This window comes from Chloroherpetonaceae bacterium (genome assembly GCA_025056565.1).
Lineage (GTDB): Bacteria > Bacteroidota > Chlorobiia > Chlorobiales > Thermochlorobacteraceae > Thermochlorobacter.
Window position 1 is genome coordinate 75616 of sequence record JANWWA010000011.1, and the last position, 19501, is coordinate 95116.

Below are 19501 nucleotides of genomic sequence, written 5' to 3' on the forward strand. Positions count from 1 at the left end.
TTTGATGCGTGAAGTTACGGTTTTATGGAGGAATTACGGATATAGTGACGCAGCTCACATATTTTGTCAAATTTCGCAATCGTAGCGTTAGCGTGAGCGTCTAAGTCCCCTGTGAGAGAAGCAAATGATTGGCGTGATATTGCTTCTCTACCTCCTTAACCTAAACTCAACGAATAACCTAAACTATGACTATGCTTAGACTTCGTAACCTACTACTTATTCTGCTACTCTTTGCGTCTCTTTCTGCTTGCCGCCGAGATGACAATCCTGTCTCAGAAAGCAGTGCACCACCCGGCAACTTTTTTACAGTGAACGGTGCTGGCTTCAACAACCGCACTTTTACTATTCCAGAAACTCTGCCGTTGCCTATTCTTCCGCCGAAATTTGCTCTCTACGACAGCACACTTCGCACAACTGCCGTCTTCCAAATTGCCGAGTTTAATTTTACTGACTCTTCTGCTACAGCCATAAGTTTTACCTTTCGTGGCAACCGTGCTGGTGTCTATGAAGGCACATCGGTTGGTGCTCAATTGCAATTAGGTCGCCGTAACTTTGCGGCTGGCGACACCGCTGCAAGTGGCACAGTTATTAGCAACACCTCGTTCCGGGTCAATGTCACACGATACGACGACGCCCAAAAGCGAGTTCAAGGCAGATACAACGGCACTTTCCGCGAAGTCGGTCCATCCGGTGCAACTGTCACCGTTACTGGCGAGTTTGATGTTCCTATCACGTCTATTTTCTTCCCAATAGGGTCTGGCAGTGCTACGGAACATTTACACGACCTGAATAAAGCTTCTATTCGCTTGCACACTCTTTTCAACCAGCCATAGCGTAGCCCTTGTCTTCCTTGAAGAGGGCGCAAAGCCGCCCTCTTTTTGTTCGAGCAAAACTGCGTTGTAACTTTGCAAAAGTGATTCGGTAATGATGAGGCTTTCCACGCATTTTGCGTTTACGCACTTGCACAGCACTTCATTAAACCTTCCAACCCAATTTGCTACCAACAATGTCCAAAATTCTTTACGAAGCCTTGACCTTTGACGATGTGTTGCTTGTGCCAGCTCGTTCTGCAGTGCTACCACGCGACGCTGATGTCTCTACGCGCCTCACTAAGTCTATTCGTCTCAATGTACCGCTGCTTTCCGCTGCGATGGATACGGTTACCGAATCGGAAATGGCGATTGCGCTTGCGCGCGAAGGTGGAATGGGCGTCATTCATAAAAATCTCACCATTGAGCAGCAAGCTGCCGAAGTCGATCGCGTCAAACGCTCTGAGAGCGGTATGATTCAAAATCCAATTACACTCACCGAAGATGCAACGGTCAAAGATGCACTCGAGCTGATGGCACGTTACTCGATTTCAGGCATTCCCGTTGTGGAAAACGGCTCGGAAAATTTAGCCAATAAAAAATTGCGCGGCATCATCACCAACCGTGATTTGCGCTTCAAGCCCGACCTGCATCAAAAAATTGCCGACATTATGACCAAAGAGAATCTCATCACCGCTGAAGTCGGCACCACACTCGAAGAAGCCGAAGAAATCTTGCAGCACCACAAAATCGAAAAACTGCTCATCGTCGACAAAGAAGGTAACCTCAAAGGGCTAATCACCTTCAAGGACATTCAAAAGAAGAAAAAATTTCCAAATGCGTGCAAAGACGAGTTAGGCAGGTTGCGTGTTGCTGCAGCCGTTGGCATTCGTGCCAACACGCTCCAGCGCGTTGAGGCACTGGTAAGTGCAGGGGTCGATGCGATTGTCGTCGATACAGCACATGGTCACAGTGAAGCCGTCTTGAAGATGGTCGAAACCATTAGAGCCAAATTTCCTTCGCTGGGAATTATCGCCGGCAATGTGGCAACCGCAGAAGGCGTGCACGACTTAGTTGCGGCTGGCGCAGATTGCGTCAAAGTCGGCATTGGGCCGGGTAGCATTTGCACGACGCGCATCGTAGCGGGCGTAGGCGTGCCGCAACTTTCCGCAATTATGAACTGCTATGAAGAGGCTCAAAAGACCAATACCCCGCTTATTGCAGATGGGGGCATTAAGTATTCGGGCGATATTGTCAAGGCTCTTGCTGCCGGTGCCGATAGTGTCATGATAGGCTCACTGTTTGCTGGCGTCGATGAATCACCGGGCGAGACAATTCTCTATGAAGGTAGAAAGTTCAAATCGTATCGCGGAATGGGTAGTCTCGGCGCAATGAGTGAGGCTGAAGGCAGCAGCGACCGCTATTTCCAAGATGCAGAAGACGATGTCAAAAAGTTCGTGCCTGAAGGCATCGAAGGCAGAGTGCCCTACAAAGGTGCACTAAGCGAGGTCGTCTATCAACTTATTGGTGGGTTGCGCGCTGCAATGGGCTACTGTGGCGTTAGAACGATTGAGGAACTCAAGACCAAAACGAAATTCGTCAAAATCACCAATGCAGGCCTGCGCGAGTCGCATCCACATAGCGTCTTTATTACCAAAGAAGCACCGAATTATTCACTAAACGCTTAAGCAGCTTTACGACCTACCTTCTCGCATCGCTTCATTCCGTGCAGCGCTGGTGTTCGCTCTTTTGCCAAGCCCTGCACTATATTCGCTTGATTCGCTTGTAACCAAGTTCCTGTAACTTAACTGAGTTGAGCGATGGCTGAACCTGTGAAAAATGTGGAGACCAAGACGCCTCCGACGGCTTGGGCTGACGAGATGGCGCCAATTATGGAACTGGACATTTCTCACATTCAAACTGATGACCAAGCTCCTGTGGATAGTCTCTTTACGGAACGTCAGCAGCGCCTACTTGTAGAGCCGCTTTATGTCAGTTGGAAGCCAAGTCAGCCCTTTTTAGCCTGCGACAATGTCGCCATTTTCTACGGACTGTATTTGCCGCCTGTGGTGCCTGATATGTTTCTCAGTCTCGGTGTGGAACCGCCGCAAGGGGCGTTGATTCACGAAAAGCGTCGCCGGTCATATTTTGTTTGGGAGTATAGCAAGCCGCCAGATGTGGTGGTGGAGGTGCTTTCACCCAGTTATGGCGGGGAGTTTGATGAGAAGATGCGGTTGTATGCTCAGATTGGGGTGGGTTACTATGTGGTGTATGACCCTGCGGATTTTCGGACAACGAAGCGGCTGACGTGTTATGAACTGCAGGGCAGGCGATATGAGGAAGTGTTGTCAGGCAAGTTAGAGGGAGTTGGGTTGGAGGTGCGGTTGTGGCGTGGTGTGTTCGAGGGAATAGAGGCGGAGTGGCTACGCTGGTATGATGCATCAGGGAATTTACTACTGACTGGTGCAGAACTGGCAGAAAAAGAACGCCAACGCGCCGAGCAAGCCGAAGCGCGCGCCGAGCGATTAGCCGCAGAACTGCGCAAACTGGGCATTGACCCTGACAGGATTTAAACGCTCTCTGCCTACTGCCTAACTCTTCCCTAAGCCGATGAAGGACTACCAAGAACGCACCTATCTTTCGCTAGTGGAAGCAGCACAGTATCTCAATGTGTCCGTCAAAACCGTTGAATGTCTTGTTAAGAGCGGCAAACTTAGGGCAACGGTTGCAGCAAGTGGTCAGCGGCGGTTTTCACTTTCAGACCTACAAATGTTGTGCCAGCCGCACAGTTCAACACACGCACCTGCATCACTTCCACGCTTAAATGTGATTGAACAAAACGGCACGACACAAACTCTCGTCATTGATAGCTCGACCGAAATGTCCGACTTAGCCGAGGAGAGTGTGCACCTTGTCGTAACCTCGCCGCCTTACTTCAACGCTAAGATGTACTCACGCAAGCCACTAAACAACGACTTGGGTGACATTCACGACATAGACGAATGGTTTGAGAAAATCGGTCAAGTTTGGCGCGAGTGTTTTCGCGTTTTGCAATCGGGTAGAAAACTCTTCATCAACATCATGAACCTTCCTGTGCGACTGGAAGGCGGCGGCTTTCGCACGCTGAATCTCGTGGGCAGAACGATTGACCTCTGCGAATCCATCGGCTTTATCTTCAAACGCGATATCGTTTGGCACAAAACCAATGGCGTGCGCGCTCATTTCGGCACGTATCCATACCCCGGTGGAATCCTCATCAACAATATGCACGAGTTCATCTTGGAATTCGACAAGCCCGCTAAACCCGGCGCTAATAAGTATTCGCACCTCACAAAAGAGCAAAAAGAGCGCTCCAAACTAGACAAAGACTTTTGGCTTTCTATCAAGAATAGCGATGTATGGTTAATGAAGCCTGAAAAAAGTGGGCAACACCGTAACCATGTTGCCCCTTTTCCGAGAGAATTGCCGCGCCGCCTTATTAAGGCGTTCAGTTATGTGGGTGAAACGGTGTTAGACCCCTTCTTGGGTTCGGGCACGACTTGTCTTGCTGCAGCAGAACTGGGGCGCAACGGTATCGGTTATGAAATCAATCCCGAAATTGCAGCTGGCGCACTTCAAGCCTTGCGCTGCACGCAATTTGATATGTTTTCGCTTGTGCAGTAGCCCACTCAACGCTGCACTGGTCGGTCACCCTGCATACCTATGCCGTTTAGTTGGTGCTTTGCGATGCTGCCAACTCACCGTATTTCAGCAAGGTCTGTAATGCTAAGGTCATCATTGATGAGTGCAATGCCTACAGCTCCTGGACCTAAGTATCTTGCTAACGTTGGGTTCATATTGGAGGTAATTGAACCCAAACCCATACCAGCCAATTCGGCTCGTGCTTGCGCAACCGCTGCAATTTCGTCTAGTCTGAGTGCGCTGCCACTATACACAAAGCCTACTTTCTCGTAAGAGCGTTTTTCCTGCAGCTGCGATAGTGCTCGTTTTGTTGCGTGCTCAATAGCTGGTTCATAGCCTTTTACTTTCTCGATTAGTTTGAACTGCCCTTTGTTTATCACGGCTACGGGCTTCGTGTCAGTAAAAGTTGCAAGACCAGCTTCAAAAATGGAGACTTTTGTAATTTCTTTTGCAGTGCGTAGGTAAGCTGGCTCTTTGGGCACAGCGTAGAAGAAAATCTGCTCTGCCAGTTTCTCCAGCGCATTAGAGAGCCGTAGAAACGACACTTGTCTTGAAATTAGCTCTGCCGCACGTAGCACCAAAAGCCCCAAGCCTAACGACACACTTTGCGAGTCAATGACACGAATCTGAAATGGCGTGCCAATATTCTTTTGCAGGCGCATTTTTTTCATACTCTCCATTCCTGCTAAGGCTGCAGCACGGGCATTTTTGACTGTTTCACTCAATCGACTTGATTCGTGAATTGAGAGAATCATATCAGTCTCCAAGCAGAGCTTCTTGTAGGCTTGGATGAACTCATCGACCGTAGGAGCTTCAAACTTTGCATTCTCTGTGCCATCCAGCTGCTGCTTGTAAAAGGCATCACGGTCAAAGTCATAGTAATTGTCGTAACTTACTTTGCCTTGCACCACCGCACGAATAGGGACTTGGCGAATGTTGTATTGAAAAAGCAGGTCTTGTGGCAAATCACAAGTCGAGTCTGTTACAATTGAAATTCTCATATATGTGCGCCTGCTGGTTCATTTTGTGGCATTTGAACTGCCGCAAGATTGGGTTTTTTAAGGTTCATGCTGAGGCGATTAGCAATTCAGTATTTTTCTGACAGTATTTCGTAATTCAGCGGCGTCGATCGGCTTCAAAATAAAAGCCGCTGCGCCAGTGCTCAGCACATTTTGCACAAGCCTCGCATCGTTCATTGAACTCATCACCACAATTGGGGGCACCGATAGCATCTGCGTATGCACGACACGCATAAAGTCGCCGCCTGTCCCTTCTGGCATCATAATGTCGAGCAAAATCAGGTCGTATCGTTCCTCCTGAATTTGTTTCAGTGCCTCGCGACCTGTATAGACACCTTTGATTTCAACGGGATACTCTTTTAGTGCAGTGTGGATAAAGAGATGGAAGTCCTCTTCGTCATCAACTACAAGCATCTTATATGTCTGGCTCGGCTGCGACCACATCTTTGATGCAAGTTTTGCATCTTACCTCGACCGATGTGTTACTTCGTATCGCCCACTGGGTTGCTTGGTGCAAAACTTACGTTCAGAAACTTTGCACGCTTGGCTGCCTCAAGCGCTTCTAACCCTGTCAGACCAGCAAACTGAATTTGTTTCAGCTTGCCTTCTTCGTAATACATCACGCCCGTGTTCTTACCGTCGTCCAAGAGCAGCTTACCCGTCGATTTCATCATTGTCATTTCGCCCATATAGCTTGAAAGCGGGCGCTGTGCGACTGGATTGCCAGACTCATCTAAGTGCAAAATGCCATAGACTGTCTTTCGAATGCGAGAAGGTTCAGCAGGTTTGATAATGTAGTCTGAGACGCCTGCACTAAGGCATTTAACAATTAAACTTGTATCCGACATCGAGCTTAGCACCACTACAGGAGGCACTTTGAACTTCGACTGAAACAGCGCTTTGATTAAATCTACACCATTCATTTCAGGCATAGAAAGGTCGGTCAGAATCAAATCATAATCCATTGCCTCAAACTCCTTGAGGGCATCTTTGCCATTATAGACCGACTTAATGCTGAGCCACGAGGTTTGGAGGACTGACTGCACGTAAAAGTGGATATCTCGATCGTCGTCAGCCAGCAACATTTTTCTAATCATTGGATAGTGTCAGGCTTAGTTTGGTGAAGTACTCAGCGGAGAATATACAAAACTCACTTCAAAAAGGCATTCAAGCACAGTTTGCGACATTTGGAAACAAGCAGCGAGGGATAGTGCCTTGCTACCTGCCCTTGAAAAGCGCGATTAAAGCGATGGGCAAAAGTCACCGAGTCGCCCACGCCGTGCATCACTCAGCGGTATACCCAGTGCATCTTACCACCTACCCTTCTTAGCAACGCAATATTTGCGCTTTTTCATATTTTTCTGCATATTTGTGGCAGCTTTTCGAGTTTTCAGTTTTCCTGCACAATGAAGCGGTATCAGTTTTGCCTTTTCTTCTGCCTGCTCATAAGTCTGCTGATAAGCCTTCCCGCTGTTGGGCAAGACCTTCGCGATTCATTTGTGGGCACTTGGAGACAGCAAGGCCAGTGCAAAGTTACAAGTGGCGGTGAACCAGTGACGGATAATAGCACTAGTACTCTCACCATTCAAAAAGATCCAGCCGACTCAAAGCGGATTAAGCTGATTTTTCAAGCGAAAGGTAGCGCGCAAAATCCTTCTGCCTCCGTTTCAGCAAGTTTCGAATACCTCCTAAACGCAGAGGTTAGCTCTAATTCAGAGTTCAAGATTCCGAAGCAAGCGGCGCAACCGCTCGGAATGCAGATGGAAGGCACAGGCAGGCTACAAGGCGGTGTGCTTTATCTCAGTACCCGAAGTGAAGTACAGGGCGATAAGCTCTACGAGTCAACATCAGAGTGCCGATTCACTGCCGCAAAGCCAGCATCTACTTCGTCACGTAGTCGAAAGTAGTGCTGGCGGTTACCTTCGAGCCTCTCACACTTTGTTTTCGCCATCACGCACCTGCCCTGATAAGTCTTTTGAGCCTTAGGTAAAGTGCACAAGCGCAAGCGTATAAAGTCAGTTCTCAACGCACAGCAATCCCTTGTGCCTTTAGGCGCTTTTCATTGCGCTTTTCCAGCCAGAGGCGAATTAGATACTGCGCTGCATTGACCACATAGCTAAAGTATGCAGCAAAGGCACACCAAATTAGCGCTTCCGTAGATGCCTTAAATGCGGCAAGAATGAAGTAGAGGAAGTGCACCGACATTGCGATTGTGCTTCCTACATCTTCCCAGAAAAATTCAGGTGCGTAAACCCACTGCCCAAAAATTTCCTTCTCGAAAAGCGCCCCTGTTACGAACAGCACCACAATAAAGAGCGTTTTGACGATGATTGCATAGGTTACAACTCGAAAGTCGGAGATTTCCCCCACATAGTAAAGGTAGGTGAGAATAAAGCCAACAATGAAGACTACAAATTGAATCGGTGCAAGAATCAGCTGCACCTTTGTCCAGATAGAGCGATTACGCTTGCGTAGCTGTTCTGGTGTGTAGCGTGGCATTGTTTTTCTTCCCTAGTCAGTTGTGCTAGTAATCTACAAAAACCGTTAGTTAGTCAATACGAGCATAGCATCGGTGCGTTTTTAGCTGGCTTTCGTCTAGCAGAACACTCTGCATTCACATCACACACTGAGCACAAGAGGAAAATTTATACCTACCATACCACGCTTGCTGTGCTATCTCGCCCTTCAGCCCTTTTACTTTCGCCAATTTTTTGACTAAGTTTCCAGCAGTTTGAAGTGTGCCGTTTTTTACGGCTTGCAGATTTCTCTGCAATTTTTGAGAAAGGAGTATAACTATGATTTACCAGCCTCAATTTATCCGCAATGTGGCGGTCGCTGGGCATGCAGGCAGCGGCAAAACTATGCTCACCGAAGCGATTGCTTACACGCTCGGTCTCATCAAGCGAATGGGTGCTATCGAACATGGCAACACGGTCTCTGACCATGCGCCCGATGAGATTGCCCGGCAGCATAGCGTTAATTCCAGCTTGATTACTGGCACGTGGCAAAACGGTGACGGTAACATCTACAAAATCAACTTCATTGACACGCCCGGTTTTACTGACTTTCACGGTGATGTCAAATGTGCCATCCGCGCAGCTGATACCGTGCTGATTGCTGTAAATGCCTGCACGGGCGTAGAAGTTGGCACGGAACTCGTTTGGGAGTATGCCAAAGAATTTTACAAGCCTACCGCATTTGTGATTACCAAGCTGGACAATGACCGTGCGGACTACGAAGGCGTCTTGGAACAACTGCGAGAGCGCTTTGGGCATCAAGTTGCCCCTGTGCAGTTCCCTGCCGAAGAAGGTCTGGGACATCACCTGCTTGTCGATGTGCTACGAATGAAGGAGTATGAATTTACGCCTGATAAACTCGGTGCAGTGGTAGAGCATGCGATTGAAGAGCCGTATCGCAAACGCGCTAGCTTGCATCATCAAGAGCTGGTTGAGAGTGTTGCAGAAAGTGATGACGGCTTGATGGAACGCTTCTTTGAGGAAGGTGGTGAACTTACCGAAGTAGAACTTAGAGATGGCATCAAGCACGCTCTTGTTACCCGCACCCTATTTCCCGTTTTTTGCACCTCACCTGTGCATTTGATTGGTGTTGAACGTCTGCTTGATGCGTTTGTCTATCTTTTCCCTTCACCGATCGAGCGCGGGGCAGAGCATGCATGTCGTGTCCACACCAATGAAGAGTATCTCGTTGAGCCAAATCCCAATGCAGAAACTGTCGCATTTGTGTTTAAGACCGTCTCTGAACCGCATATTGGCGAGCTATCATTCTTGCGCATCTATTCAGGGCATATTGAGAGTGGGCACGAACTGATCAATGCTCAGACAGGGCAGCCTGAAAAGCTCGGTCAGATTTACACTGTGGTCGGCAAGGAGCGCCGTCCTGTAGAACGCCTTTTAGCAGGTGATATTGGCGTGGTCTTAAAGCTCAAAGATACACACACCAACAATACATTAGCGGATAGGGGCGTGGATTACATTATCTCTCCGGTTTCGTTTCCTGAGCCTCTCACTGACCTGGCCATCAAGCCGAAAGCCAAAGGTGATGAAGACCGCATTTCTTCAGCGCTGTATCACTTGCACGAGGAAGACCCCAGTTTTCGCATCAGTCGCGATGAAGAGTTTGCGCAAACGATTCTTTCAGGCTTAGGTGATGTGCATCTGGAAACAATTATTCGTCGCCTAAAGGAAAAGTTTGGCATTGAGGTAGAAACGTCACCGCCCCGTGTGCCTTACCGCGAAACGATTCGCACAGTTGCTAAAGCACAAGGCAAGTATAAGAAGCAAACCGGCGGACGCGGTCATTACGGTGATGTCTGGCTACGCCTCGAGCCACTACCACGTGGTGCAGGTTTTCAATTTGAGTCAGAAGTGGTCGGCGGCGTGGTGCCGACGCGTTTTCTACCTGCGGTGCAGAAAGGCATTGAAGAAACCATGCAAAAGGGCTTGCTTGCAGGCTACCCTATTGTTGATGTGAAAGCTGTGCCATATGATGGCTCACATCACCCTGTCGATAGCTCGGAATACTCGTTCAAAGTAGCAGCCAGTCTTGCCTTTAAAGCCGCGTTTGAGAAAGCACGTCCAACGCTACTTGAACCAATTTACAAAGTGATGGTCTTCACGCCTGAAACCTTTACAGGTGAAATTATGGGTGACCTTTCCAGCCGCCGTGGGAAAATTCTGGGAATGGAAAGCGACGGTCTTTTGCAACGCCTCTCTGCACTGGTTCCTTTGGCAGAGCTTTACGGCTACCAATCTGCACTGAACCGCATTACGCAAGGACGTGCGCGCTTCACACGCGAGTTTTACGGTTACGAGGAAGTGCCTGCTGAAATTGCCCCAAAACTCATCAAAGCGTTTAAGCCTGTGGAGGCAGAATAAGGCGTAGGCTATGGAATGCTCCTCAAACTCGGCGTCGCATAACGAAGATGCTTCTTTGCCCTGTTTTCTCTTGTGCTGCGAGAGAAACAGGGCAACAGCATATATGCTCCACCTACAGCAAGTTCTCCAGTTCGCCCAAGCTCAGCTTTAGGTCCTCGCGTGCAATACCAAACACGCCACAAAGCTCAGTGATTTTTTCGTCTAGTTTCATCAGCGTCAGCCCCAATCGCTCGATTTCTTCTTCGCTTAAAGTGCCCGATTCCATTCGTCGCAATGCTTGCCGCTCTAACACCTGCCGCAAGATTTCAACCAGCGTGAGCACCAGTTGTCCTAATCCTTGCTCCACGTTCTCTGGCTCTAAGTTCAAGTGCTTTGGCAGTCCATTTGAATTAGGTGCTACTTTTTCTGCCAATTCTTCCTGACTTGATTCTCCAAACATTTCAGCCAATAGATTTGGTTAGGATTTTGCAGGCAAGAGCGGCAAAGCGCTTTTTCCTCGCATGCGCTCAATTGTCTCCATTGAGCCAATCAGCACCCGCAGGTCAATATAGACCAATTCGACCCCTGCGACGGAGATAAAAATGTCGCCACCAATCACTACCCCTTTGTTTAAGATGCGGTCTAAAAGTTCTACAAGCGTGACCTCTTTGCTTGGTTTTGGTGTCATTTTTCAGTGCTCAGGTGTGCGGTTGGCATTGTGCAAAAGTTGTAAGCTGCCCAAGGCCCGCTGATTTCAAGCCTTAATCCCTTTTGACTAAGCTTGTGACCTATTGCTTCTACATCTGCAAGAAAGGCTTTGGTATTTGTGCACGCTACAAGCAATGCAGCATTGAGAATCATCTCATCACCTTGTCCTGTCATATCTTTGGGCAAAACGGGATTTTGCTTTGTCTCGACTGCCCACTGCCTTAGGCTCTGAAAAAGCTCTTCCAAAACTGCGCCTTGATACTGGTGCAAAAGTTCCCCCAAGCGTTTTTCACGCTGCTTTCGTAGCAGAAAGGCTTTTCCTGCCGATGCCTGCGCAATGTCTGCGTCCATCGCTTTCAGCTCGGGCATTTCCACCACTGCTTTGCAGAGCGCATTAGATTGGCTATACACCTTCACGCCCCACTCCTCTTTGCCTCTAAACTTCTCAATTAGCCTAACGAACTGCTCGTAATGCTGCGACACGAAAACTTGTGCGGCACTCTCTGAATAAAACAATGTCGGAAACCTGCACGGCACCACTGTTGCGTGCTGCATTATCGCTTCAATGACGGCCTCGTGCTGACGCGCACGCTCTTCCAGCCAGCTTAGGTTTCGGAAATTGGCTTGCAGTGCTGTTTCGTTGAATTCTGACCAAGACACATTCGCAACCGCTACATACAGCTCTTGCACCTTTAGCATCCGCACCGCCGACACCGCTACAGGCGCATCTACAATCGCATACAGGTAGATTAACTCTTCTGGATTCATTGCAGCGCAAGGGTAGTTTAGCTTTTTCGTGCCCGCTCAAGCTCACGTAACAGTTCAGCTTCTCTCCTAGTATATTCTGCTTCGTCAATTTCGTCCATTTCAAACTTAAACTGCAGCTCCATTAACTTCTCTTGAATTTTGGCCACATTGCTGGTTTCTTTCCGAACCTGCTCATCAATTGCATCAGCGATACCTTTCAGTGCTCGAAAGGGCAAAAGAAGCAAATCATCAATTAAAAACATCGCTTACTCCTCCTATGCCGGTTTCAGTGAAAGCGAGAGCCGCACAAAATTGTAGGGTGGCACATTTCCCACATACTTGAACTTCACTTTATCCTCTAAGGCTTTGCCCAACTCTCGCACTTTTTCGTCGAAGGCTGTCTCTTGCCTCACATCGACAAGAAAAGCTGCATTGAGTAGCATTCGATCGCCAATGAGCTTGTTCTCTACGGTTTGCAGTGCTAGCGGGCGGAGACTTGATAGAATCTCCGTACGATATCTTTGTTTTTCTGCTTCAAGTGCCGCTTCTACCATCTTGCCAATTTCAATGAGTGCGGCTTGCGTTGCACCGATGCGTTCAATTTCAGCCTTTTTGCGCCGAATAGGGTCGCTTTTTTCTGCAATTTCCTGAAAAATTCTCTCGTGAAAGATAGCTTTCAAACCCAGCTCCTTTTTGCCTTGCAGTTGCTCAAGCATTGCATAGAACCGTTCATACTCACGCTCTAATAGACACCTAACTTCTTCTTCACTTTCAGCGATGGTAGAAAATTGCATAGGCAGAAGCGTGTAGTAGGCTAAGAGCTCTTCTAAGATGCGCTCGTGTGTCAGCAAGTTTTCACGGGATAGTGAATATGGTTCTGTGGGTGAGGCGCTAAGGAAGATACCAATGTTGTGATGTTGCACAAGGTAAACTTCATCGCCACGCCCGCCTATCCCTTTTTTGCCAAGCGAAGTTGGCAGTCTTTCGCGCTGCTCACTTGATTGCGGAAGCAGCACGATAGCATAAAGGTATCGCCCATTCATTGCAAAGAAAGTTAATCGTGATGCAAGACTTTTGTTTCAGCAGCTATTTGCGCCAGCGATGTTTTGAAATCAGGTTCTGCAACCCCTCTTTCAGTGATAATGCTTGAAATTAGCGTAGCGGGTGTGATGTCAAAGGCATAGTTCAGCACGGGCGTTTTTTGCGGTGCAACATTCCGCCCATAGATGGATGTTAGCTCCGTGCCAGCGCGTTGCTCAATCAAGATTTCTTCTCCGCACGAGAGCGTTGCGTCAAAAGTTGATAGAGGTGCTGCCACATAAAATTTTCGCTTATGAAAAGCCGCATTTACAGCATGGGTGTAGGTGCCGATTTTGTTTGCTGTATCCCCATTTGCAGCAATGCGGTCTGCCCCTGTGATGACTAAATCAATCATTCCTTTCTGAAACAGAAAGCCTGCCGAAGAATCAGCTATCGCTTGATAGGGAATTTCCTCCTTTTCCAGCTCAAAGGTGGTGAGCCGTAAGCCTTGCAGCAACGGGCGAGTCTCAGAGACAAAGACCTTTTCTATCAGTCCCTCGAGATAGGCTTGTTTGATGACACCTAATGCTGTGCCAATTCCGCCTGTCGCTAAGGTGCCAGTGTTGCAGTGTGTTAGCACGGTCAGGCGCCGCTGCAGAAGCTGGTGTGCAAAGTCGCGCCGCAATAGTTCTGTGCCATGACGCGCAATTGCATCGCAGTTTTGCACTTCCTTTTGATGAATCGCTTCTGCTTCTTCCAAAATTGCTTTGGCAATCGTTGAAATGTCGCTCTGCTCATAGACTCGGTTAAACGCTGCTCTTGCGCGCGCAGTTGCCCAGAAAAGATTCACTGCAGTTGGGCGAGCTGCATCTAACTCACTCAGTGCATGATAGAAGTATCGCTTCAAGCCGCTTTTCTTGCCTTTGTAGGCTTGCACTGCCAGCGCTGCTGCATAAGCCGCGGCAATGCCAATCAGCGGGGCTCCGCGAATTGCTAGCGTCTTAATTGCCTCAATTACCTTTCGGTAATCCTTTGTATGAACAAACACCTCTTTCAGCGGCAAAAATCGCTGGTCTAAGTAGGTAAGCCGTTTATTTTCAAACACGATTACTTGTATCATGAGACTCTTGCCTTGTGCTTTGCAAGCTTTGCAACGTGCAACAGAAGCCTGCATTTTGCAAGACTTTTGGTTGCGCCCATCCCTCACACACAAATTGCCGGCTCGCCCCGTTTAGCTTGACCGATTTGGCACGAGATTCTAAATTTAGCTATTAACTTCAAACTTTGCTTGGAATATGCGTTCCCAAATCTCCGATACGAAGATTCAGGCAGCACTCTCGCTTCTTGATGACGAAGACCCGGGCGTATTCCAAACCGTGAGCAAAGAGTTGATTCGCGCTATCCAATCCGACCACCCCGACGCCTCCGAGATTATGCGCGTGATGGTGCAAAAGAAAAATGAAGCCCCAGACCGTATTTCCAGCCGCATTGAAGAGCTGATTGATGAAATTCAATTTCAAAAACTCTCGCCGCAATTTCTGCGCGGGTTTATGGATAATGCCTCGCTGGAGACATATGCATTCTTGGTGATGCAAATTGGCTACCCAGATGTGGACTTGGAAAAGTATCGCCGAGAACTCCAACGCTTGGAGTCGCTTCTTCGCATTGAATACTTTACCTCCACGATGAGCGAGATTGACAAAATTTTTATGATGAGCGTGATTCTTTTCGAGAAGGAAGGCTACCGTGGCAACACCGCTGGCTACTATGAACCAGATAACAGCTACCTCAATCGTGTCATAGATAGAAAGTTAGGCATTCCTATCACGCTCGGGGCAATTTACCTTATCTTAGCTGAGCGTTTCCGATTACCTGTCTTTGGTGTGAATATGCCCGGACACTTTTTGCTCAAGTATGAAACGCCGGGCGGCGAAGAGCGTTTCATTGACCCCTTTAATCAAGGTCGCATTTTAGATAAGCAAGACTGCATTCGCTTCCTGCAAAATCAAGGCTACGGCGCAGTTGACCAATACTTTTCCAAAGCCTCCTCACTTGACATTCTCGAGCGAATGCTTAACAATTTGCGCAACAGCTATCGCGAGATGGGTCATCGTCAAAAGACACAAACGATTGAGCGCTATCTTAGCCTCATCTTGGACTTTCGTGGCAAACCGCTTTTCCCACCCAGCTCATCATTCGAATCCGATGACTTGGAAGAAGCCTGACGTTCTGTGCTAGTGATGGTATTTGCAACAGCCTCAGCGGCTCGCACTTTATTCAGCGTTTGCTAATTAGTGGTTCCATCACGCGCGGGTGATACTTTTTGATGCCTGTATGGTAGGTTACAATGAGGGCATCGTCTATCAGGCGAGCGGTGCAAGGTTTGCCTTTGAGCTTAAAGCGCAGTTCGTCGCTGCTTAGCACTTCTAAATCGGTCAGTGCAAAGCGGTAGTTATAGTCTCCTTCGCCACGCGCCACACCTTTCAGCACTCCCTTCTTCGAAAAGTAGAACTCAAAGTATTCCCCGTCTGGATTGCGAATGAACTTACCGACAAACGGTGCGGCTTGTTTGCGATGCCATTCGAGCGCTTCTTTCTGCTGTTTCCACTTTGGCACTTTTGCGCTCGCTGCAGCTTTCAAAACCGCTCGTGGCGATTTTGAAATTGGTTTTTCCGTTGCGCTACTTTGCTCTGGTCGCACTGCACACCAGAGCACAAGCACTAACGCAGCGTATCTCATCTCACTACGGGTTGGTTATGGCAAAAAACGCCCGCTTTTATACGCTTTATTTTGCGCGAGGTTGCGAGATAAGATTTGAAAAGAGCTTCAGTGCCCCTGTGTGCAAGCGTTTCAGCTGTCGGTATAGCGCAAGTGACACATAGGTGTAGGTACCTTTACCGACCTTTGCTGTGAGCATTGAAGTGGGCGGTTGCGCTTCACCTTCATCGCTCATTGCAAGTAGGCGTTCATACTGTGGTGCTGTCTTCGTGGTATCATCTGCAGGTAGGTAGAGACTGCGTTCTTGAATCCAGTCATTCCAGTCGCTCTGGTCAATTTTATTCGGCACATTCAGCAATGGATGCTTTGGGCGCAGTACCGTTACTTTTGCGTCTTCTTCTACCACGCGCTCCATTGTGAGTTCAATCGGATATGGGGCAAGCAGACGCTTATTTGGATTCCAGTCTTGCGGCTTATTGTAGAACGCAACGATATGTCCACCTTGCTCTACGAATTCAAAGAGCTTTTTTGAGTGCGCAAGCACATCTCGCCTATACTCGCCTGCACGCATATCTACTAGAATGGTGCTGAACGTGCGCAGGTCTTTTGTGGCTAGTTCTGTTGAGTCCAATCGCTCAAACTTGACGCCCAGCGCTGCAAGTGTCTCTTCCATCGTGTTGTCATATGTGCGCACCAGTCCCACTCGCACGGTGCGCGCCACTTTCACTTCGACAGGTTTTAGCTCTACGTGCTGAACCGCTTTGGCAAGCTGCAAGGCTTCAGCTTCTACGCCAATTGGTCTTGCCTCGAAGGTTAGTTGTTCTGCCGTGAGTGAATCAAAAGGTGAGCTTTTTTCCAGTGCAATGCTTAGTGTATCCACAAGGCGCGTGGTGGTTTTGTCTTTGAAGAGATAATCTTTTCGCAAGAGTGTTTCACTGCCCCTTCTCACACTCAGCACTACTGGCAGAATTTTGCCGACTGTGCTTTCCATTACCACTACGAAGCGTCGCACATATTTTGCAGGCTCTTTTTTCTGGAACTCAGCGGGTGTCGCACGCACTTTTGCTACGCTTGCTGGCGAGACAAACAGTGAGAGTTTTGGCGCATCTACAAACTCTTTCACAACTTCTATGCGGCGCACTTCTGGCACGATGCCTGCAAAAAAGTCTGTTGTGTCCAGTGCAAATGATTTAGCTGCACGCCAGAGTGCGTATCGACGCGGCTGAAAGAAAAAGCGCAGTGCACCGCTCTGCACCAGCTTATCCATTCCTTGTGAGCGATGTCTCGCAAGTGAGCGCGCTGCGATGTCAGCAATGCGTTCCCCTTCCGGTGTGGTTGCACTGATGTCAATGCGGACGATAGAGTCTTGACCGACAGGCGACTCACGAAAAATGCGCACAAACATTTTCTTCACCTGCCATGGCATCGCTCCCAGTGCAACATGCTCAGGACAGTATGCGCTGTCTGCCGCTTTCTCAAACGCCTCATAGAGCGAAATACCCACAGCTTGGTGATGCCCATGCTGACGATTTGGCGGCGTCGTAATAGTGTCGTGATTGGTTATCACTACATCGGGCTGCAGCTTGCGAATTAGATAGACCAGTTTCTGCAAGACTGCTTCTTTGCCTCCCCATTTTGCGAAGGTCTCTTTAGCGGTTTTGGAATAGCCAAAGTCATGAAAACCTAAGAAGATGGGGGTTACGCCCAGAATCTCTGCAGCTTCACGGGTCTCTTGCGTGCGAATGTTGCCCAGCTCTTCGTAGAGCGCCGAGCCAATTTCGTTTTGACCGCCTTCGCCACGTGTAAAGAACACATTATAGACGCGAACAGGTTTGCCGTAGAACTTAGCGTAATAAGCCAGCGTGGCGCCGTCTTCATCATCAGGGTGTGCGGCTAATCCTATCAAAACATAGTGGGCTGAATCGGTGCTGGTTTGTGCGGCTTTTGCGTATCCAGTTGGTTGCACAACCAGATGCTGTAGCAGTGCAAGGCTAAGCAAGATGTTACATCTTAACCAGCGAGACGACATCGTAGCCGCCAAGTTTGGAGCGTCCATTTAGAAAACCCAGCTCAATGAGGAAACATAGTCCTGCTACCTTGCCCCCAACTTTTTCAACCAAGCGACACGCAGCTCCCGCTGTGCCACCTGTTGCCAAAAGGTCATCATGCAACAGCACGCGCTCACCTTTGCGAATGGCATCAGTGTGGATTTCCAGTGCATCTGTGCCGTATTCTAACACGTATTCCTCTCGGATTTTCTCGGCAGGTAACTTATTTGGCTTTCGCACAGGCACAAAGCCTGCGCCCAGCTTATACGCCAATGCCGCTCCAAAAATAAATCCTCTGGATTCAATAGAGACTACCTTATCAATTCTTCTGCCTGCATACAGCTCAGCTAATACATCTACCGTCTCACCAAAGAGCTTCTTTTCTTTGAGCACGGTTGTAATATCTTTGAACATAATGCCTTGCTTGGGGAAGTCTGGCACAGTGCGGATTTTCTTTTCAAAACGCCTCGCAAAAGCTTGAAGTCGCCTTTGCATCTCAGGGCTGACCGCTGCCAGCACCTCAGTTTGTTTTTTTGGCATAGTCAGTGCGATGTGGATTTTTTGCAGGTGCAGTATAAGAAAAGTTCGCTTTGGCTTCAAGCTATCTTGCTGCTTCTGGGTGTCTCTGGGAGGCGCGTCTTATTTCTCTGACAAGAGAGAGACCAGACACACCTGCATTTTACAGCCTATCTTTGGCTTCCGCATTGCGCAACTTGAATGCGTAGAAGACCGCTGTGCCTGCAATAAGCCCGACTAAGAATCCGAATGGCAAGCCGATAGCCGCAAATGCCACGATTGCAAGCACCGTTGTATGAGTTGCTGTGTAAGAATGCGTGTGAACTAATCCGAACAGTGCAACGGCTTCGAAGAGCAATACGACGCCAAGTATAGGGAGTGGAAATGCCCGTAAAAGCATTTCAAAGCACTCTGCAAAGAATAGTCCCCAAATCAGGTAGAATGAGCCATAGAGCACCACCGAGCCACCTGTGCGTGCCCCAAACGCATAATGCCCTGCCAGTCCGCCTGCTCCGTGGCAAGTTGGCACACCTGACAAAAACGGTGCGATGAGATTCATTATGGAGTATGTCAGCCCAATGCGCTTAACCGTTAAGGCTTTTTCAGGAAAAAGGTCTCTTGCAATTTGCTCTGTCGCCAAAATGGAGTTGCCTATGGACAATGCAATCTGCGGCAGAGCCAGCACGACAAAACCTTGCTCTATGTCGCTCCATGTCGGTGCATGCCATTTTGGTAGGTTTAGCGATGGTTCTAAGGCGTGCAACCACAACCGCTGCGAATCTGGCGCTACTGTGAGCGCATATCCGACGCCTAGTGCCATCACAACCAGCGCTGCTGGCAAACGCCGTCGCTGCAAGGCAAGAATGAGTACAAAGCTCAGGAGCGCCAGTGCATATCCTGCTGCACCGCTGGGACTAATGTAGTCTTTTAGCGCTAGCAAACCTAACTGCAAGGCTAACCCAAGCTGCAGTCCTCTCACCACAACTTGCGGCACGAGCTGTGCCAGCTTTTCCAGTAACCCTGTTAGCGACAACACCAGCATCAACAGCCCAACGGCTATTCCACCCCCATAGAGCACATCAGCACTTAGTTTTTGCGAAATCACCAGCGTTGCCATGGCTTTGAGAGGCTGGACAGGCATAGGCATCTTGTAGAGTACACCAGTTAGCACTTGCATCAGCCCGAAGACAATGAGTGTGCTGGCTGCGTCCAGTTGTGCAGCTATGGTCATTCCAGCCAGCAGTGGGAGGTCTGTGCCAATGTCGCCAAATGCGCCATTCCATTCGTTGCGGTCGAAGCGAAGGGCTTTGACTGCAGTTGTGCGTGGCTCGAGCATCGTGCGCCAGCTTTGGGTTTCTACA

At 48.8% G+C, this 19501-nt stretch carries 21 protein-coding genes; 7 read left to right on the forward strand and 14 right to left on the reverse strand.

Features of this window, described 5'->3' with window-relative positions; genetic code table 11:
* Positions 1–191: 191 nt before the first annotated feature.
* The 4 genes from NZM05_09380 to NZM05_09395 all read left to right on the forward strand — a co-directional run bounded on the left by NZM05_09380 (position 192) and on the right by NZM05_09395 (position 4472).
* Complete coding sequence (locus NZM05_09380; protein ID MCS7013822.1) at positions 192–833, forward strand: hypothetical protein; 642 nt, start codon at positions 192–194, stop codon at positions 831–833.
* A 173-nt stretch (positions 834–1006) separates the two neighbouring features.
* A complete protein-coding gene (guaB, locus tag NZM05_09385) occupies positions 1007–2497 on the forward strand; it encodes an IMP dehydrogenase (GenBank protein ID MCS7013823.1) in 1491 nt (496 codons plus the stop codon).
* Between the two features lie 132 nt (positions 2498–2629).
* Positions 2630–3382: a Uma2 family endonuclease gene (locus NZM05_09390; protein ID MCS7013824.1), complete on the forward strand. Its 753-nt coding sequence runs from the start codon at positions 2630–2632 to the stop codon at positions 3380–3382.
* 37 nt (positions 3383–3419) lie between these two features.
* The gene (locus tag NZM05_09395; GenBank protein MCS7013825.1) at positions 3420–4472 is read left to right on the forward strand and encodes a DNA methyltransferase; all 1053 of its coding nucleotides are present in this window, start codon (positions 3420–3422) and stop codon (positions 4470–4472) included.
* A 74-nt stretch (positions 4473–4546) separates the two neighbouring features.
* On the opposite strand, the gene NZM05_09400 is transcribed toward NZM05_09395, so the two are convergent.
* The 3 genes from NZM05_09400 to NZM05_09410 form a co-directional block, all read right to left on the reverse strand.
* On the reverse strand, positions 4547–5491 hold the full coding sequence (locus tag NZM05_09400; protein MCS7013826.1) for a DegV family protein: 945 nt from the start codon (positions 5489–5491) through the stop codon (positions 4547–4549).
* 78 nt (positions 5492–5569) lie between these two features.
* Positions 5570–5953, reverse strand: coding sequence for a response regulator (locus tag NZM05_09405; protein ID MCS7013827.1), 384 nt, complete (start codon positions 5951–5953; stop codon positions 5570–5572).
* Between the two features lie 38 nt (positions 5954–5991).
* The gene (locus tag NZM05_09410; protein MCS7013828.1) at positions 5992–6606 is read right to left on the reverse strand and encodes a response regulator; all 615 of its coding nucleotides are present in this window, start codon (positions 6604–6606) and stop codon (positions 5992–5994) included.
* A gap of 456 nt (positions 6607–7062) precedes the next feature.
* Here NZM05_09410 and NZM05_09415 point away from each other — a divergent pair, with 456 nt between their 5' ends.
* Entirely contained in the window at positions 7063–7416 is a 354-nt protein-coding gene (locus tag NZM05_09415) for a hypothetical protein (GenBank protein ID MCS7013829.1), read from the forward strand.
* A gap of 115 nt (positions 7417–7531) precedes the next feature.
* Here the strand turns inward: NZM05_09415 and bchF are convergent, their stop codons facing one another.
* Entirely contained in the window at positions 7532–8008 is a 477-nt protein-coding gene (bchF, locus tag NZM05_09420; protein MCS7013830.1) for a 2-vinyl bacteriochlorophyllide hydratase, read from the reverse strand.
* 296 nt (positions 8009–8304) lie between these two features.
* On the opposite strand from bchF, the gene fusA reads away from it, so the two are divergent.
* The gene (fusA, locus tag NZM05_09425) at positions 8305–10404 is read left to right on the forward strand and encodes an elongation factor G (GenBank protein MCS7013831.1); all 2100 of its coding nucleotides are present in this window, start codon (positions 8305–8307) and stop codon (positions 10402–10404) included.
* Positions 10405–10516: 112 nt separating this feature from the next.
* Here the strand turns inward: fusA and NZM05_09430 are convergent, their stop codons facing one another.
* Genes NZM05_09430 through mtnA form a run of 6 tightly spaced genes read right to left on the reverse strand, consistent with a single transcriptional unit; the run spans position 10517 to position 13978 of the window.
* Positions 10517–10843, reverse strand: a complete 327-nt coding sequence (locus NZM05_09430; GenBank protein ID MCS7013832.1) for a gas vesicle protein K — start codon at positions 10841–10843, stop codon at positions 10517–10519.
* 18 nt (positions 10844–10861) lie between these two features.
* Positions 10862–11071: a gas vesicle protein gene (locus NZM05_09435; protein MCS7013833.1), complete on the reverse strand. Its 210-nt coding sequence runs from the start codon at positions 11069–11071 to the stop codon at positions 10862–10864.
* Positions 11068–11859 (reverse strand): GvpL/GvpF family gas vesicle protein, encoded by a 792-nt coding sequence (locus NZM05_09440; GenBank protein ID MCS7013834.1) that lies wholly within the window; start codon positions 11857–11859, stop codon positions 11068–11070. The genes NZM05_09435 and NZM05_09440 overlap by 4 nt, the downstream gene beginning before the upstream one ends.
* 17 nt (positions 11860–11876) lie before the next feature.
* Positions 11877–12101: a gas vesicle protein GvpG gene (locus NZM05_09445; protein MCS7013835.1), complete on the reverse strand. Its 225-nt coding sequence runs from the start codon at positions 12099–12101 to the stop codon at positions 11877–11879.
* A gap of 12 nt (positions 12102–12113) precedes the next feature.
* Positions 12114–12881 carry a GvpL/GvpF family gas vesicle protein gene (locus NZM05_09450; GenBank protein MCS7013836.1) on the reverse strand — a complete coding sequence of 256 codons (768 nt, stop codon included), beginning with the start codon at positions 12879–12881 and terminating at the stop codon, positions 12114–12116.
* An 11-nt stretch (positions 12882–12892) separates the two neighbouring features.
* Positions 12893–13978: an S-methyl-5-thioribose-1-phosphate isomerase gene (mtnA, locus tag NZM05_09455; GenBank protein ID MCS7013837.1), complete on the reverse strand. Its 1086-nt coding sequence runs from the start codon at positions 13976–13978 to the stop codon at positions 12893–12895.
* A 175-nt stretch (positions 13979–14153) separates the two neighbouring features.
* Here mtnA and NZM05_09460 point away from each other — a divergent pair, with 175 nt between their 5' ends.
* Positions 14154–15083, forward strand: coding sequence for a transglutaminase-like domain-containing protein (locus NZM05_09460; protein ID MCS7013838.1), 930 nt, complete (start codon positions 14154–14156; stop codon positions 15081–15083).
* A gap of 52 nt (positions 15084–15135) precedes the next feature.
* Here the strand turns inward: NZM05_09460 and NZM05_09465 are convergent, their stop codons facing one another.
* From NZM05_09465 to NZM05_09480, 4 genes are all read right to left on the reverse strand, one after another.
* Positions 15136–15597: a hypothetical protein gene (locus tag NZM05_09465; GenBank protein MCS7013839.1), complete on the reverse strand. Its 462-nt coding sequence runs from the start codon at positions 15595–15597 to the stop codon at positions 15136–15138.
* A 46-nt stretch (positions 15598–15643) separates the two neighbouring features.
* Positions 15644–17605, reverse strand: coding sequence for a PIG-L family deacetylase (locus NZM05_09470; protein MCS7013840.1), 1962 nt, complete (start codon positions 17603–17605; stop codon positions 15644–15646).
* A complete protein-coding gene (locus NZM05_09475; protein MCS7013841.1) occupies positions 17580–18119 on the reverse strand; it encodes an adenine phosphoribosyltransferase in 540 nt (179 codons plus the stop codon). The genes NZM05_09470 and NZM05_09475 overlap by 26 nt, the downstream gene beginning before the upstream one ends.
* A gap of 184 nt (positions 18120–18303) precedes the next feature.
* The gene (locus NZM05_09480) at positions 18304–19476 is read right to left on the reverse strand and encodes a putative sulfate/molybdate transporter (protein MCS7013842.1); all 1173 of its coding nucleotides are present in this window, start codon (positions 19474–19476) and stop codon (positions 18304–18306) included.
* Between the last annotated feature and the right edge of the window lie 25 nt (positions 19477–19501).